The organism is Bradyrhizobium sp. LTSP849, from assembly GCF_000938255.1.
Taxonomy (GTDB): Bacteria; Pseudomonadota; Alphaproteobacteria; order Rhizobiales; family Xanthobacteraceae; genus Bradyrhizobium.
This window is the reverse complement of sequence record NZ_JYMR01000052.1, coordinates 584,593-599,414: the sequence shown is the minus strand read 5'-3', so window position 1 is coordinate 599,414 and position 14,822 is coordinate 584,593. Positions and strand designations below refer to the sequence as shown.

The 14,822-nt window shown below is 65.0% G+C and carries 13 protein-coding genes; 7 read left to right on the top strand and 6 right to left on the bottom strand.

Features of this window, described 5'->3' with window-relative positions; all coding sequences use genetic code 11:
* On the top strand, nt 1–271 hold a 271-nt coding region (locus tag UB31_RS33615; protein WP_045009670.1), incomplete at its 5' end, for a transposase.
* A gap of 284 nt (nt 272–555) precedes the next feature.
* On the opposite strand, the gene UB31_RS33610 is transcribed toward UB31_RS33615, so the two are convergent.
* The 4 genes from UB31_RS33610 to UB31_RS33590 form a co-directional block, all read right to left on the bottom strand.
* Complete coding sequence (locus UB31_RS33610; protein ID WP_045013903.1) at nt 556–1,899, bottom strand: c-type cytochrome; 1,344 nt, start codon at nt 1,897–1,899, stop codon at nt 556–558.
* A complete protein-coding gene (locus tag UB31_RS33605) occupies nt 1,896–4,070 on the bottom strand; it encodes a xanthine dehydrogenase family protein molybdopterin-binding subunit (protein WP_045013902.1) in 2,175 nt (724 codons plus the stop codon). The genes UB31_RS33610 and UB31_RS33605 overlap by 4 nt, the downstream gene beginning before the upstream one ends.
* 8 nt (nt 4,071–4,078) lie before the next feature.
* Complete coding sequence (locus UB31_RS33600) at nt 4,079–4,543, bottom strand: (2Fe-2S)-binding protein (RefSeq protein ID WP_197087180.1); 465 nt, start codon at nt 4,541–4,543, stop codon at nt 4,079–4,081.
* Nucleotides 4,544–5,304: 761 nt separating this feature from the next.
* Nucleotides 5,305–6,201 (bottom strand): LysR family transcriptional regulator, encoded by an 897-nt coding sequence (locus UB31_RS33590; RefSeq protein ID WP_045013901.1) that lies wholly within the window; start codon nt 6,199–6,201, stop codon nt 5,305–5,307.
* Nucleotides 6,202–6,469: 268 nt separating this feature from the next.
* Here UB31_RS33590 and UB31_RS33585 point away from each other — a divergent pair, with 268 nt between their 5' ends.
* Together UB31_RS33585 and UB31_RS33580 are read left to right on the top strand one after the other, a co-directional pair.
* Nucleotides 6,470–7,204, top strand: coding sequence for an SDR family NAD(P)-dependent oxidoreductase (locus tag UB31_RS33585; RefSeq protein WP_045013900.1), 735 nt, complete (start codon nt 6,470–6,472; stop codon nt 7,202–7,204).
* 43 nt (nt 7,205–7,247) lie between these two features.
* On the top strand, nt 7,248–7,841 hold the full coding sequence (locus UB31_RS33580) for an NADPH-dependent F420 reductase (RefSeq protein ID WP_045013899.1): 594 nt from the start codon (nt 7,248–7,250) through the stop codon (nt 7,839–7,841).
* 366 nt (nt 7,842–8,207) lie between these two features.
* Here the strand turns inward: UB31_RS33580 and UB31_RS33575 are convergent, their stop codons facing one another.
* Both UB31_RS33575 and UB31_RS33570 read right to left on the bottom strand, forming a co-directional pair.
* Nucleotides 8,208–9,632, bottom strand: coding sequence for a methyl-accepting chemotaxis protein (locus UB31_RS33575; protein WP_045013898.1), 1,425 nt, complete (start codon nt 9,630–9,632; stop codon nt 8,208–8,210).
* A gap of 106 nt (nt 9,633–9,738) precedes the next feature.
* Nucleotides 9,739–11,484, bottom strand: coding sequence for a methyl-accepting chemotaxis protein (locus tag UB31_RS33570; RefSeq protein WP_045013897.1), 1,746 nt, complete (start codon nt 11,482–11,484; stop codon nt 9,739–9,741).
* 203 nt (nt 11,485–11,687) lie between these two features.
* Between UB31_RS33570 and UB31_RS33565 the strand changes: the two genes are divergently transcribed.
* From UB31_RS33565 to ruvB, 4 genes are all read left to right on the top strand, one after another.
* Nucleotides 11,688–12,434, top strand: a complete 747-nt coding sequence (locus UB31_RS33565; RefSeq protein WP_045013896.1) for a YebC/PmpR family DNA-binding transcriptional regulator — start codon at nt 11,688–11,690, stop codon at nt 12,432–12,434.
* Between the two features lie 71 nt (nt 12,435–12,505).
* Nucleotides 12,506–13,033, top strand: a complete 528-nt coding sequence (gene ruvC, locus UB31_RS33560; protein WP_045013895.1) for a crossover junction endodeoxyribonuclease RuvC — start codon at nt 12,506–12,508, stop codon at nt 13,031–13,033.
* Nucleotides 13,030–13,647, top strand: coding sequence for a Holliday junction branch migration protein RuvA (gene ruvA / locus UB31_RS33555; protein ID WP_045013894.1), 618 nt, complete (start codon nt 13,030–13,032; stop codon nt 13,645–13,647). The genes ruvC and ruvA overlap by 4 nt, the downstream gene beginning before the upstream one ends.
* Nucleotides 13,644–14,702, top strand: a complete 1,059-nt coding sequence (gene ruvB / locus UB31_RS33550; protein ID WP_045013893.1) for a Holliday junction branch migration DNA helicase RuvB — start codon at nt 13,644–13,646, stop codon at nt 14,700–14,702. The genes ruvA and ruvB overlap by 4 nt, the downstream gene beginning before the upstream one ends.
* The last annotated feature ends 120 nt before the right edge of the window (nt 14,703–14,822 follow it).

Below are 14,822 nucleotides of genomic sequence, written 5' to 3'. Positions count from 1 at the left end.
TGGCATCAAGGACCGCCTGATGCATCGGCCCAACAAGCATCATCCCGAACTGCCGCCGCGGCAGAAGCTGCGCAACAAACTAATCGCCAAGGTGCGCGCCGCCGTCGAGCGTCCGTACGCCGTGTTCAAGGAGCATTATGGTCTCCGGCGGATGCGCTTCTTCAACTTCGAGCGCAATCAGGTGCACATCGTGCTGGCCTGCTGCGCCTACAACCTACGGCGTGCGGCCGGCGCATTGGCCGCACAACGCCAGGAGTCCGTCTCCGCATGAAAAAACAGAGGACAACAGGGGATGAAATGAGCAAAATGCCGCTCACTGTAGCGGGCTGACATCAAAAAAGCCCGCGACGCACCTCAAGCGCCCGCTCGCCCCTCTGTGCAAAGCCCTCCTTGCGGGAGAGGGTGGCTCGCCGCGTAAGCGGCGGGACGGGTGAGGGGTATCTATCCGCGCGCGAAATTGCCTATTGCGTTCGCGGATAGATACCCCTCATCCGGCGCTTCGCGCCACCTTCTCCCGCAAGGGGAGAAGGGGCAGTGGTGTTCGCCGCGAGAGATTCACTCCGCCGTCTGCTCCCGCAACTCCGCAACATCCTTCGCCGTCAGCTTCGAGCCCTTTGCACCGAACCGCGCCGTCACGTAGTTCGCCACGGCTGCGATCTCGTCGTCGCTATACGCATTGCCGAACGCCGGCATCGAGAGTGCGCTGTCGGGCGTGTGGCGCTTGGTGCCGGAGAGCACGATCTGCGCGACGTTGGTGGCGGCGGGGTCGTTGACGGCCCAGGTGCCGGTCAGCGTCGCCATCGGCGACACCGGGCTTTCGCCGCTCCAGCCGTGGCAGCTGGCGCAGGCGCTGGCGAACACCTTCTTGCCGCGGGCATCCGCCGTCACGCCGTCCTTGTGCGAGGCGGGCGCGATCGGCGCGGTGCCGGCCGGAAGGTCGGGCGAGGGCACGGGCGGCACGCTGCGCAGATACGCAACGATGCCGCGGATGTCTTCGGGGGCGAACTGGCTGAAGCTGTGGTCGACGGCTTCGCCCATCGGACCCGAGGCCGAGCCATGGCCCGGCGCGTGGCCGAGCGACAGATAGGCGATCAGATCCTCGTCGCGCCAATTGCCGAGACCGGTCGCCTTGTCGGAGGAGATGTTGAAGGCGTGCCAGCCGGCGGTGATGGCGCCGGCGAACTTCTTGCGGTTGTCGAGCGCAAAGCCGAGATTGCGCGGCGTGTGGCACTCGCCGCAATGCGCCAGCGCTTCGGCGAGATACGCGCCGCGATTCCACTCCGGGCTCTTCGAGGCATCAGGCGCAAAGCGCGTGTCCGGATTGAACACGGCCGACCAGAACATCATCGCCCAGCGCTGGTTGAACGGGAACGACAGCGTGTTCTCCGGCGCCTTTGCGGCCACCGCCGGCAGGCTGAACAGATAGGCCTTCACCGCCAGCACGTCCTCGTCGGTCATGAAAGTGTAGGACGTGTACGGCATTGCCGGGTAGAGCCGCGCGCCGTCATGGCGCTTGCCATGCTGGACCGCGTTGAGGAAATCCTGGTCGCTGTAATTGCCGATGCCGGTGTCCTTGTCCGGCGTGATGTTGGTCGAATAGAGCGTGCCGAACGGCAGCTTGAAGCCGAGCCCGCCGGAGTATTCCTTGTCGCCGGGCTTGGTATGGCAGACCATGCAGTCGGCCGCTTTCGCCAGATATTCACCGCGTTCGACCAGGCTCGCCTTCTCCAGCGAAGCCGGCACGCCTGTCGGCTTGCCGGCGCGATAATCCGCCAGTGCCACCTTGGTGCCGCTGGCGAAATCGAGCGGGCCGGGCCCGCGGATGATCCAGACGCCGAGCGCCACCGCGACGATGGCGATCACGACCAGGCTTGCGAGGATGCGCATTGTCTTGCTCATGCCTTCCTCCCGGCAGCCAGGAGTTTGCGGTCGATCGGCAGGCGCCGCAGCGCCACGCCGGTTGCGGCGTAAATCGCGTTGCGCAGCGCCGGCGGTCCGGCGTTGACGCCGGCCTCACCGATGCCGCCGGGCGCTTCGCCGCTCTTGACCACGGTGACGTCGATCTTCGGCGTCTCGTTGATGCGCATCATGCGGTAGTCGTGGAAGTTCGACTGCTGCACGCGACCCTTGTCGATGGTGATTTCGCCATAGAGTGCGGCGGTGAGGCCGAAAATCAATCCGCCCTCGATCTGCGCCTTTACCGTATCGGGGTTGACGGCGATGCCGGTGTCGACGACCGAGGTGATGCGGCGGAGCACGATCTCGCCGATGTCGTCGATCTCCGCTTCCACCACGGTCGCGATGAAGCTCGCGAATGACGGCTGTACGCAAACGCCGCGGCCGACGCGCGCCGGCAGCGGCTGGCCCCAGCCGGATTTTTCAGCCACTTGGTTGAGCACGGAGAGCATGCGCGGGTTCTTGGTCAGCATGGACTTCCGGAAGTCGATCGGATCCTTGCCGGCTTTGCGCGCCAGCTCATCCATCGCGCATTCGATGGCGAACACGTTGTTGTTCGGACCGACGCCACGCCAGAAGCCGGTCGGCACCGCCGGCGGTTCAGCACGGACATATTCGACGTGGAAGTTGGCGAAGTCGTAGGGCGCATCGACCGCGGCATCGATCGCGTCGATGTCGATGCCCTTCTGGAACGCCGGCGGCAGCCAGCGCGCCAGGATCGCCGAGCCCGCGATCTTGTACTTCCAGGCCGCGACCTTGCCGTCGACCAGCGTTGCCGTGACCTGGTCGCGATAGACCGGGCGGTAGACGTCGTGCTGGATGTCCTCCTCGCGGGTCCATATCACCTTGACGGGATAGTCGACCTGCCTGGCGATCTTCACCGCCGCGACCACCATGTCCGGCTCGAGCTTGCGCCCAAAGCCGCCGCCGAGCAGGTGCTGGTTGACGATCACCTTGTCAGCGGGAACGCCGGCCGCCTTCGCGGCCTCCGATTGCACGCGCGTCATGATCTGCGTGCCGGTCCAGATCTCGCAGGCATCCGGCCTGACGTGGACGGTGGCGTTGATCGGCTCCATCGAGGCGTGCGCGAGGAACGGCAGTTCGAAGCTTGCCTCGAACTTGTCGCCGGTTGCGAGCGCCTTGGCGATGTCGCCGGTGGACTTCGCGACCACTCCATCCTTGGCGCTGGCATCGCGCAGGTCCTGCCAGATGTCTTTGGTACTGATCCCTGCGTGCGGGCCTTCGTTCCACTCGATCTTGAGCGCTTCGAGACCTTTCTTTGCCGCCCACATGTGATCACCGATCACGGCGACGGCGTCGTCGAGCACGACAACCTTGCGCACGCCGGCAATTTTCATCGCGGCGCTGTCGTCGACCTTCCCGACCTTGCCGCCGAATACCGGGCAATTGGCTATCGCGGCGATCTTCATCCCGGGCAGGATCGCGTCGATGCCGTAGAGCGCCTTGCCGTTGACCTTGTCCGGCGTGTCGAGTCGCTTCAGCGGCTGGCCGATGAGGACGAAGTCCTTGGGGTCCTTGACCGCGGCGTCCTTGGGCGGCGTCTGGCCCTGCGCGGCGAGCGCCAACTCGCCATAGCCGAGCTTGCGGCCGCTTGCGGCATGCGCGACCTCGCCCTTTGATGCCGTGCAGCTTGCGGCGTCAACGCCCCATTGGCTGGCCGCGGCCTGCACCAGCATCGCGCGCGCGGTGGCGCCGGCCTTGCGCAGCGGCATCCACCATGCGCGGATCGAGTTGGAGTTGCCGGTGACCTGGAGGCCGAAGGTCGGATTGGCGTAGAGCTTGTCGTTGGGCGGGGCGTGCTGCACCTCGACCTTGCTCCAGTCGGCGTCGAGCTCCTCGGCGAGCACTGCCGAGATCGAGGTGTAGGTGCCCTGGCCCATTTCGACCTGCGGCATCATGAGAACGGTGCGGCCGGTCTCGTCGATGCGGATGAAGGCGTTGGGTGCGAACTTGCCGTCGGTCGCATCGCGCTGAACCGGCTCGTTGACGGCGGCGCGCAACGGCAGATGGAAGGCAAGCAGGAAACCGGTGGCGAGACCGCCGGTCAGCAGCGTGCGGCGGGAAACGTTCGGAAGAGTCTTCTCTGTGATCATAGCGGGCCTCACGACTGACGGCCGGAGGCGGCCAGCTTGATGGCCTCGCGGATGCGCACATAGGTGCCGCAGCGGCAAATGTTGCCGGCCATCGCGGCGTCGATGTCGGAATCGTCAGGGTTGGGCGTTGCCGCCAGCAACGCCGCGGCCGACATGATCTGGCCGGATTGGCAATAGCCGCACTGGATCACTTCGGCATCGAGCCAGGCCTTCTGGACCTTCGCGCCCGACGGCGTGGTGCCGACATGTTCGATGGTGGTGATCGCGCGGTTTGCGACCGCGCTGACCGGCAGCACGCAGGAGCGCACGGCCTTGCCGTCGACATGCACCGTGCAGGCGCCGCATTGCGCGATGCCGCAGCCGAATTTGGTGCCGGTCATCCCCAGGATGTCGCGCAGCACCCAGAGCAGCGGCATTTCGGGCGGCGCATCGAAGGATTTCGTCTCGCCGTTGATGGTGAGAACAGTTGCCATATGCATCTCCTTGCCTGGCGATCGCTTACGGCGATCAGGTCGGCGAATTGGCGCGACCACAATTATACCGATGCAAACGATGAAGCATCGAAATTTCAGCAATGCATATTTGCGCGACTGACGCGTCAGGCCATGACGTTCACGACTTTGTGCGGCGCTACGTGCTACGCTTTTGGGCTAATTGAGATGATAATCGTCATGTTTTGACGCGTTTTCGTCAGATGCGCTGGTGACGGCCGCAGATGATCGTGCGAATGCGCAAAATCATGCGATGACGAAATTCGTGCGATTGGGAAAGTCGGGTGCGAGCGAGGACATCGCGCCTGACGATATCAATCGCAATGACGCAAAAAGCCAACGTGCCCGATGATGGCATCGTGCTCCTGTTTTGCCCGACGGGTCAACGGCTACACCAGGCGCCTGCAGCGTGATGGGTTGAAGTCTGGTCGAGTTCGGCCGACGGCACAGCTCTTTCCGTTCCCTCCCCCCTTGCGGGGCGCTCAACGGTACATCGTCGGATCGTCATCAAGCTGGGGTCGGCGCAAATTCTCGCCTCCATTCGGTCCAGAGCGCCCAGATCGACCAACCTATGGATGGTGCGCTGGACACCGGGCGTACATCGCGGCTTCAACCTGCAGCTCGGGCAGGCCGACGTGCGATATCGGATCGCCCGGTTCCGGATGTGTAGACCAGACGGACGAAGGGTCTCTCCGGCCGGACAGCGGATGGTGTCGCAAGCGTCGCCGGCGACCTGCTGCGCGTTAGTCGCGCGATACGGACAGCCCCGCGAGAAGCGGCGCGTACGCGGCGAGCCTGCGGGATACGAACTCCGTGAAGAGCCGCACGCGCTTTGTCTTGCGTGTCTCGCCCTGTGTGAGAAGCCAGAGCGTTCCGTACATGTGCAGGTCGGTGCCCGGCACCCTCACCAGCAGGGGGTCGGCATCGCCGACGAAGCACGGCAGTGTCGTGATCCCGAGCCCTTGCCGTACAGCGACGATCTGTGCCCCGGCGTCACTGGTCCTGAATGGAACCCCCGTGATGCGAACCTCACCCTCGCTCGCCCAATCCGGAATCCCATGAATGCTGATGACGATCCACCGGATGGGATCAGGCGCGCCCGCACGCCACGCAGCTAGTCGATCCCTGGACATGTAGACACCGCCGAACAGCTCCGGTCCCTTCAGGCCGTGAAGATTGAGCGGTAGGGTTTTGCGGTCGTAGACGACGCGGATCGCGGCGTCGGCCTCCCGGTTGGTCAGATTTGCCAGCTCGCCGAACGACAGGATGTCCATCTCGATGTCCGGATGCAGACGCGCGAAATCGGCGAAGTCCGGCATGAGCAGGTGTGTCGCAAGCGGCGGCGCCAGCGTCACCCGCAGACGCCCGCGCACGCTCTGATCACGCCCGAAGACGCGCGTCTCCAGCTGGTGCGACGACGCTTCCATCTGGTCCGCGAATTCGAGGACCTCCTCGCCCGCAGCCGTCAGGCGGTAGCCCGAAGGCAGCTTTTCGAACATCTGGACCCCGAGGCGTTCCTCGAGTTGGGCGATGCGTCGCAGCACGGTCGCGTGGTTCACACCGAGGCGCTCGGCGGCAGCCCGCACCGAGCCCCCGCGCGCGACGGCAAGAAAGTAGCGAACGTCATCCCAGTCGATCATGGTGCAATCCCGCACCGCGCGGTGCGCCTTCCAAAGCCCGCATCTAGCACATCGAACAGCAGCACGGGCGGTCATCATAGCCTATGCCGACAAGCGCGGCCCAATTCCGAACGGCGGACGCCGATCATCGCGGCTGGCGTCAGCCGCCCATCCGGTTCGATTTCGCACCACCGATGTGCGCGCTTCCGCACTCAACGCCTGACGCCGGCAGACCCATGTCGAGGCTCTCGGGGGCAGATGCTGTCCCGACACCACGAAAGGAGAAGTCATGGGAAAGCTTGAGGGTAAGGTTGCAGTCGTCACGGGTGGATCGAGCGGCATGGCGCTGGCGAGCGCCAAGCGGTTCGTTGAAGAAGGCGCCTATGTCTTCATCACGGGCCGGAGGCAGGAGGCGCTCGACGAGGCCGTCAAGCTGATTGGCCGGAACGTGACCGGCGTGCGCGGTGACGCGGCCAATCTCGACGACCTCGACCGCCTGTTTGATACGGTCAAGCGCGACAAGGGCAAGATCGACGTCCTGTACGCGAGCGCCGGCATGGGCGAAGCCGTCCCATTGGGTGAGATTACCGAGCAGCATTTCGATGCGGCCTTCGGCCTGAACACGCGCGGCGCGCTGTTTACGGTTCAGAAGGCGTTGCCGCTGTTCCGCGATGGCGGATCGATCTTCATGACCGGGTCGGTTGCTTCGGTGAAAGGTTTTCCCGGTTACGGCGTGTATGCGGCGAGCAAGGCGGCGTTGCGCTCGTTCGCACGCACGTGGCTCAACGAACTGAAGGGCAGGAATATCCGGGTGAACGTGCTGAGCCCGGGGCCGATCGCCACACCGATGCAGGACCAGGTTCTCACCGAGGAAGCGAAGCGGATGTTCGAGTCGCTGATCCCCAGTGGAACGATGGGTCGTCCCGAGGAAATCGCGGCGGTCGCGCTGTTTCTGGCTTCGGACGATTCCAGCTTCGTGAATGGGGTGGAGTTGTCTGTCGACGGCGGCTTCTCGGCCATCTGAAGGCTCGGGGCAATCAATATCAACACGAAATCGGAGAAGCATTATGAGCTACGCAATTGTAGGATTCGGCAAGATAGGCCAGGCCCTCGCCCACGCCTTCGCCCGTAAGAACATCGACGTAACAGTCGCGAGCCGCCGGCCGCCCGAGGCGTTGGCGCCACAGGCTCGGGCGATTGGACCCACGGTCGTCGCCAAGTCGCTGCGGGAAGCACTCGAGGCCGACACCATCATCCTGGCGGTCCCGTTCGGAGAGCATCGCGAGGTTGCGAAGGCCCTGCCGAGTTGGAGAGGCAAGACGATCATCGACGCGACCAACGGGTTTGGAGAAGAGCTGGACGGTCTTCTGTCCTCCGCCGTCGTCGCGAAGGCGTTCACCGGTGCCAAGCTCGTGAAGGGTTTCAATCACCTGGGTGCGGCCAAACTGGCTGCCGATCCGATCGTCGAGGGCGGCCACCGCGTCGTCTTCCTGTCGAGCGACGACGAGGACGCGACCGCTCCCGTGGCGGCCTTGGCCAAACAACTCGGGTTCGCACCCGTCAAGCTGGGAAAGCTCAACGAGGGTGGCGCGCTGGTGCACGCACGCGGCCGCACTTGGGGCCAGCTGATCTTCCAGGACCTGTTCAAGAAGGAGCAGTAATGGATTTACTGTCTACTGTCAGCGGTGCTGCTTGCCCGGGGCCCGTCCATGAGAATCCACGCGGGCTAAGTCATAATCCGAGGTCCGGAAGCGGCAAGGGCTTCGACGTCCCCTTTCCACCCCCCAAGCGAATTTCAGGAGGTCGGCTTACCAGACAGCGGTCGTGGCGGCGCCATCTCCTGATCAGGTTTTTGCACAGCCTGGGGGGAGCGAACGCGCCTCCGTGGGGGCGCTAGGCGGGTCTCATCCCATCAGGTGCTAAGCTATTGATTCCGCACGCCCCGGCTACTGTGCATGGGGTTGTTTTCTACGTTTTTGATTCAGGGAGGCGAGAGCGCCGTCGCGCGAGGCGCGTCGTTGCGGTCATCAGCTCTGCCGGAACCCCATCCGGAAGGCGCCCCAGTGCTTGCCGCGGACCAGGATCGGTGACGACAAATCCTTCATCAGCACGAATTGCCCGCCGCCCATGTCGCGGCGATAGGTCTGGAGCAGGAAGGGCTTTGTGTTCGCGGCGACCTTTTTCACCGCGCGATCGGTGAACAGCCGGCGGTTGCGGCAATTGGCGTTATTCCAGACCGGATCCTTGCCCTGGGGCAGGCGATAGTTCGGATTGTGCGTCGGCAGATAGCCGCCCTTGGCCCAGGCGACGCAGAACACGATGCGGGGATCGGATTTCTGGATCGGGTCCTGGATCGCGGGCAGCACGCGGTCAGTGAATTCGACGTAGCTAGTGAGGTATTGCTTGGGATCGGTGCCCGCGATCTCCCGATAGGTCTCGTCCATGAGCTGATCGAGCGTGATCTCGCCGCGATCGATCGCGGCCTCGAACTCGCCCGAGATCCGCTTCGCGGTATCCACGACGGCGCGTATCAAGGGCGCGTCCGATGTCTCTACGCCGCTGTCGGCGATCAGCGCGATCAGGCCTTCGGAGGTGTCGAGCAGCTTGGTCACCCGCTGATCGGCGTTCTTGAGATCGCGCGAGGAAAGGTCGACGCCCTTGGCGAGCTCGTTGAGCTCGCTGATGACAGTATCGCAATGGCCGAGATTGGAGGTCGCGGCGCGCGTGACGCTGTCGATCTCGGCTTCCACCGAGGCAAAGCCCTGCTGCACGCGCGAGATGATGCCGGAGATCTGCTGGGCGCCTTCGCCGGCGGTCTTCGCGCGCTGCGAGGCGTCACTGCTTTCGCCGATCAGGCCTTCGATCTGGCCGTCGAGATCGCGCACGGTGTCGGAGATCTGGTGCGTGGCCTGGCGGGTGGCCTCCGCAAGGTTCTTCACCTCGCTCGCGACCACCGCAAAACCGCGGCCGGCATTGCCGGCGCGCGCCGCTTCGATGGTGGCGTTGAGCGCGAGCAGATTGGTCTGCTTGGCGATCGCCTCGATCGAGCCGGACACCTTTGCGACCTGGGCCAGCGCCGAGCCGACGGCGCTCAAGCGCGCTTCGATCCGCTCCACCGCCGCGACGAGCTCGGCGATGTGGCTGACCGCGGCGTCGACCGCGTTGCGTGACTGGGCGATCTCACCGACGGCGGCCGACGTGGTCGACTGCACCGCCTGCGAGGCATTGGCGATGTCGTGGTTGGCGGAGACCATGGTCTCCGCCGTCTCCTGAAGGTGATGGAACCGCTCCGACTGGCTCACGACGCGGTTTGCGACCTCCTGGACGTTGCCGGCGATGTCGGCAAGCTCGACGCCGAGACCGCCGATGCGGTCGGCGAGCTGGTCGATCAGGCGTTCGGCCAGCGTCCGGTTCGATCCGGTGTCCATGACTGCAAGCTGCGCGAGGGACATGCTTGGGCTTTCTCCAGTCAGAGCCGTTCGCCGGCTCTCCGCGGCATTCCCATTCCAATTCCAACGTTGAAGGTGATTCGCGTCCGGCGTCTTGCCTGAGCGTGCACTAAAGCTTGTAAGCCGTGCGGAATCCGCCCCAGTGCCGGCCCTGCACGCGGATCGGGACGTCGATCTCGCGCATCATCACCGTATTGCCTTTGCCCATGTCGCGCGCATAGCTCTGGATCAGATACGAGCGCAGGTTGCGCGCGGCGGCCAACCCCGCCGGATCGTTGAAGATGCGCCGGTTGCGGCAGTTCGCCGTGTTCCAAGCCGCGTCGCCCGGCCGCTGCGGATGCGAATAGATCTTGTTGTGCACCGGCAGGAAGCCGTTGCGGTCGACCATGGCGCAGAACGCCAGGCGCGGCTCCTTGACGAGAAAGGCTTCCTGGAAGGGCGACAATGTGCGGTCTGCCCAGTCCAGATATTTGGTGCGGTATTGCTGCGGATTGGTGCCGGCGATTTCCGCGTAGTCGGTGTCGAAGAGGTCGTCGATCCTGACCTCGCCGCGCGCAACCGCCTGCTCGAAGAGCTTGGTGAGTGCGTTGCCCGCCTCCATGGCGCGGGTGACGAGCTCGGTATTCTCTTCGTGGATCGACCAGAGCTTGTCTTCGACCTTCTCGCGGAGTTCGGCGTTGGGGCTGACGAATTGCGTGCGGGCGCCGGTCTTGGACTGCTCGATCACGCGCAGGCGGCAGGCGCCGATGCCTTCGAGGGTACCGTCGATGATCGTCTGCGGCGCGAACCGGCCTGCGTCCGCGCCGCCGATCAGCACGCCGTCCATCGCGATCTCATAGATGGGCAATACGCCGCGCGTGGTTTCGAGCTTGAGATGGCAGGGCAGCCGCTCGGTCTTGCGGCGATCGTCGTGCTCGCTCTGCTTGAGCAGCACCGCGCAGCGCGATTTCAGCTTCTGCGCGAAGGTGGTCACAGCCTTGCCGGCGCTGGCGACGTCCTCGCCATGGGTCTCGGCCGCCTTGGTCGCGGCGTCGATCTCGGCGGCGCTCTCGCCGACCGAGATGATGAAGTCCGACGCGCTCGCCGCGTTGCCGGAGACCTCGCTGGTGGTGGCGTTCTGTTCGGCCACCGCGCCGTTGACGGTGTCGAACACCGGGCGGATCGCCTCGATCGCCTGCGAGATGCGATGCACGGCATCGGCTGAGCCTGCGGCATCGCGCTGGAGCGCGTCGATCTTTCTGGATATCTCTTCGGTCGCGCCCTGGGTCTGCACCGCGAGCGCCTTGACCTCGGTGGCGACTACAGCAAAGCCCCTGCCGGCGGCGCCGGCGCGCGCGGCTTCGATGGTGGAGTTGAGCGCGAGCAGCGTGGTCTGCCGCGCGATCTGCGCGATCAAATTGACGACATTGCCGATCGCGGCCGAGGACTCGCGCAGGCGGTCGACATTGGCGCGGGCTTCTTGCGCCGCGGCGTTGGCCTCATCGGCGAGCTTGCCGGCCTCGCGAACCTGCGCGCCGATCCCTTGCGCCGATTGGGTGAACTTGTCGGCGGCATAGGCAAAGGTCGAAGCGTTCGACTGTGCGGCATTGGTCCGCCCGGTCAGCGCGTCGGTGCGCTGGCGGATGTCCGCAAGCGTCGCCGCGGTCGCTTCGGCGCCGCCGGCCACCGAATTGGCCGCGCGCTCGAGCTGGCGGATCATGGCGCCGAGCTCGAGTTCCAGCAGTTCCAGGATTTCCCGGGCCGAATCGCCATCAGTGGCGGGGGCGGGCTCTGAATTGGCCGCCGGCGCAGCCAGCGGGGTCGGAGCAGGCGCAGCCATATCCGGCTGACGCTTCCGAAATAATGCGAACGCCATCAGGTCACTCTTGTCGGGAGACGGGTGGACGCTATTTTCGCAGGCCGGAATGAAATCAGGGTTAACGATGCCTGACTCTTGGGCACGGGGCACTACGGTGTTACCTTAAAGTCGTAGAGCCTCTTTCATTTCGGTGGGTTGGCGGCCTATAAGGCCGCGCTTCCCACCCTCACCTTGGCTGACGATTCCTTAACGAGACCCGCATGGCCGGACATTCCCAATTCAAGAACATCATGCACCGCAAGGGGCGGCAGGATGCCCAGAAGTCGAAGCTGTTCGGCAAGCTGGCGCGGGAAATCACTGTCGCCGCCAAGCTCGGCACGCCCGACCCCAACATGAACCCGCGCCTGCGCGCGGCCATCATCGCGGCGCGCCAGGAGAACATGCCGAAGGACAATATCGAGCGCGCGGTCAAGAAGGCGCTCGGCAGTGATGGTGAGAACTATGACGAGATCCGCTACGAGGGCTATGGCCCGGGCGGCGTCGCCGTCATCGTCGAGGCCCTGACCGACAACCGAAACCGCGCCGCTTCCGACATCCGCTCCTTCTTCACCAAGTCCGGCGGCAATCTCGGCGAAACCGGCTCGGTCTCCTTCATGTTCGACCGCACCGGCATCGTCGAATACGACCGCAGCGTCGCCTCCGACGACGCGATGCTCGATGCCGGCATCGAGGCGGGCGCGGATGACGTCATCTCTGGCGAAGGCGGCCACGAGATCTACGCCTCGACCGAGAGCTATCGCGACGTCGCCAAGGCGCTGGAAGCCAAATTCGGCGAGCCGCGCAAGGCCGCGCTGATCTGGAAGCCGCAGAACACGGTCGCGGTCGACGACGAGACCGGCGAGAAGCTGCTCAAGCTGATGGACCTGCTCAACGAGCACGACGACGTCCAGCACGTCTACGCCAATTTCGAGGTGTCGGACGCGCTGATGGCGAAGATGGGCGGGTAGGGGCCCACTTCCCCTGTTACTTCCGTTCTGTTTCTGTTTCCCCCACAGCAGTCAGCCGCTATCACTGGCGCATGACTGCGCTTCCGATTCGTGGCCCCGTTCGCATCATCGGCATCGACCCCGGCTTGCGCCGCACTGGCTGGGGCGTGATCGAGTCCGACGGCAACCGTTTGATCTACGTCGCCTGCGGTTCGGTGGAACCGCCGGACGACCTGCCGCTTGCAAGCCGGCTGCTCGCTATCCATGAAGGGCTCGCGGCCATCTTGTCCGACCACAAGCCGATGGAAGCCGCGGTCGAGCAGACCTTCGTCAACAAGGATGGCGTAGCGACGCTGAAGCTCGGCCAGGCCCGCGGCGTCGCCATGCTGGCGCCCGCGATGTTCGGCATCAGTGTCGCTGAATACGCGCCGAACCAGGTCAAGAAGACGGTGGTCGGCGCCGGCCACGCCGACAAGCAACAGATCGCGATGATGCTGAAGATCCTGCTGCCTAAGGCCGATCCGCCGTCAGCCGACGCCGCCGACGCACTCGCTATCGCCATTACGCATGCCCATCACCGCCAGAGCACCGCGCTGCGGCTGAAGGTGGTCGGCATATGATCGGCAAGCTCAAGGGCCTGATCGATTCCTATGGCGAGGATTACGTCCTCCTCGACGTCGGCGGGGTCGGCTATCAGGTGCATTGCTCGGCGCGTACGCTCCAGCATCTGCCGGCACCCGGCGAGGCCGCTGTGCTGTCGATCGAGACTTACGTCCGCGAGGATCAAATAAAACTGTTCGGTTTCCGCTCCGACCAGGAGCGCGAATGGTTTCGCCTGCTCCAGACCGTGCAGGGCGTCGGCGCCAAGGTTGCGCTGGCTGTGCTTGGCACGCTGGCGCCCTCCGACCTCGCCAATGCCATTGCGCTGCGTGATAAGGCCGCGGTGGCGCGCACGCCCGGCGTCGGCCCGAAGGTTGCCGAGCGCATCGTCACCGAATTGAAGGACAAGGCGCCGGCCTTTGCCAATGTGGACCCCGCCGCCGTGCGTCTCGCCGGCGCCGTCGACGACCAGCGCGCGCCGCGCCCCGTCGCGGACGCGATCTCCGCGCTGGTCAATCTCGGCTACGGCCAGCCGCAAGCGGCCGCCGCGATCGCATCGGCATCGCGCAGTGCCGGTGAGAACGCCGAAACCGCGCAGCTCATTCGCCTCGGCCTGAAGGAGCTCGCGAAGTGAGTGACCCCAAGGCCAATCGCATGGTCACGCCCGAGCGCCGCAGCGACGATGTCGGCGACACCGCGCTGCGGCCGCAATCGCTGTCCGATTTCGTCGGGCAGCAACAGGCGCGCAAGAACCTTTCGATCTTCATCGAGGCGGCGCGTAAGCGCGGCGAGGCGCTGGATCATGTGCTGTTCGTCGGCCCGCCCGGCCTCGGCAAGACCACGCTGGCGCAGATCGTGGCCAAGGAGCTCGGCGTCGGTTTTCGCGCGACATCAGGTCCGGTGATCGCCAAGGCCGGCGATCTTGCCGCGCTGCTGACCAATCTCGAAGAGCGCGACGTGCTCTTCATCGACGAGATCCATCGCCTCAGCCCGGCGGTTGAAGAGGTGCTCTATCCCGCGATGGAGGATTTTCAGCTCGACCTTATCATCGGCGAGGGCCCGGCGGCGCGCTCGGTGAAAATCGAGCTGTCGAAATTCACCCTCGTTGGCGCGACTACGCGCGCCGGCCTGCTGACCAATCCCTTGCGCGATCGCTTCGGCATTCCGATCCGTCTCAACTTCTATACGATCGAGGAGCTGGAAAGCATCGTCACGCGCGGTGCGCGCGTGCTCAATGTCGGCATTAGCGCCGACGGCGCCAACGAGATCGCGCGCCGCGCCCGCGGCACGCCGCGCATAGCCGGCCGCCTGTTGCGCCGCGTGCGCGATTTTGCCTCTGCCGCCGACGCCACATCGATCGACCGCAAGATCGCCGACCACGCGCTGAGCGCGCTCGAGGTCGACGCCGCCGGCCTCGACGCCATGGACCGACGTTATCTCACGACCATTGCGATGAACTATGGCGGCGGCCCGGTCGGCGTCGAGACGATGGCCGCCGCGCTGTCCGAGCCGCGCGATGCGATCGAGGACATCATCGAGCCCTATCTGATCCAGTGCGGTTATCTCCAGCGCACCCCGCGCGGCCGCCTGCTCACCTCGCACGCCTTCCGCCATCTCGGTATAGCCGAGCCCTCGCGCGATGCCGCGTCACAGTTCGGCCTGTTCGGCACGGACGAGAGCGACGACTGATCTGCGCGAACGCAGAGCGTGCCGATTGTCATGAACTTCCGGTAATCTCTATGCAGACGGTCTGCACAAGCGCACCCCAATTCCGCTCCAATCCGGCCGCATCAAGGAAGCGCATCACGA

What these genes read in the sequence shown, in the direction of transcription:
- UB31_RS33610 (WP_045013903.1), bottom strand. Translation starts at nt 1,899, where the DNA reads ATGAGCAAGACAATGCGCATCCTCGCAAGCCTGGTCGTGATCGCCATC.
- UB31_RS33605 (WP_045013902.1), bottom strand. Translation starts at nt 4,070, where the DNA reads ATGATCACAGAGAAGACTCTTCCGAACGTTTCCCGCCGCACGCTGCTG.
- UB31_RS33600 (WP_197087180.1), bottom strand. Translation starts at nt 4,543, where the DNA reads ATGGCAACTGTTCTCACCATCAACGGCGAGACGAAATCCTTCGATGCG.
- UB31_RS33590 (WP_045013901.1), bottom strand. Translation starts at nt 6,201, where the DNA reads ATGATCGACTGGGATGACGTTCGCTACTTTCTTGCCGTCGCGCGCGGG.
- UB31_RS33585 (WP_045013900.1), top strand. Translation starts at nt 6,470, where the DNA reads ATGGGAAAGCTTGAGGGTAAGGTTGCAGTCGTCACGGGTGGATCGAGC.
- UB31_RS33580 (WP_045013899.1), top strand. Translation starts at nt 7,248, where the DNA reads ATGAGCTACGCAATTGTAGGATTCGGCAAGATAGGCCAGGCCCTCGCC.
- UB31_RS33575 (WP_045013898.1), bottom strand. Translation starts at nt 9,632, where the DNA reads ATGTCCCTCGCGCAGCTTGCAGTCATGGACACCGGATCGAACCGGACG.
- UB31_RS33570 (WP_045013897.1), bottom strand. Translation starts at nt 11,484, where the DNA reads ATGGCGTTCGCATTATTTCGGAAGCGTCAGCCGGATATGGCTGCGCCT.
- UB31_RS33565 (WP_045013896.1), top strand. Translation starts at nt 11,688, where the DNA reads ATGGCCGGACATTCCCAATTCAAGAACATCATGCACCGCAAGGGGCGG.
- ruvC (WP_045013895.1), top strand. Translation starts at nt 12,506, where the DNA reads ATGACTGCGCTTCCGATTCGTGGCCCCGTTCGCATCATCGGCATCGAC.
- ruvA (WP_045013894.1), top strand. Translation starts at nt 13,030, where the DNA reads ATGATCGGCAAGCTCAAGGGCCTGATCGATTCCTATGGCGAGGATTAC.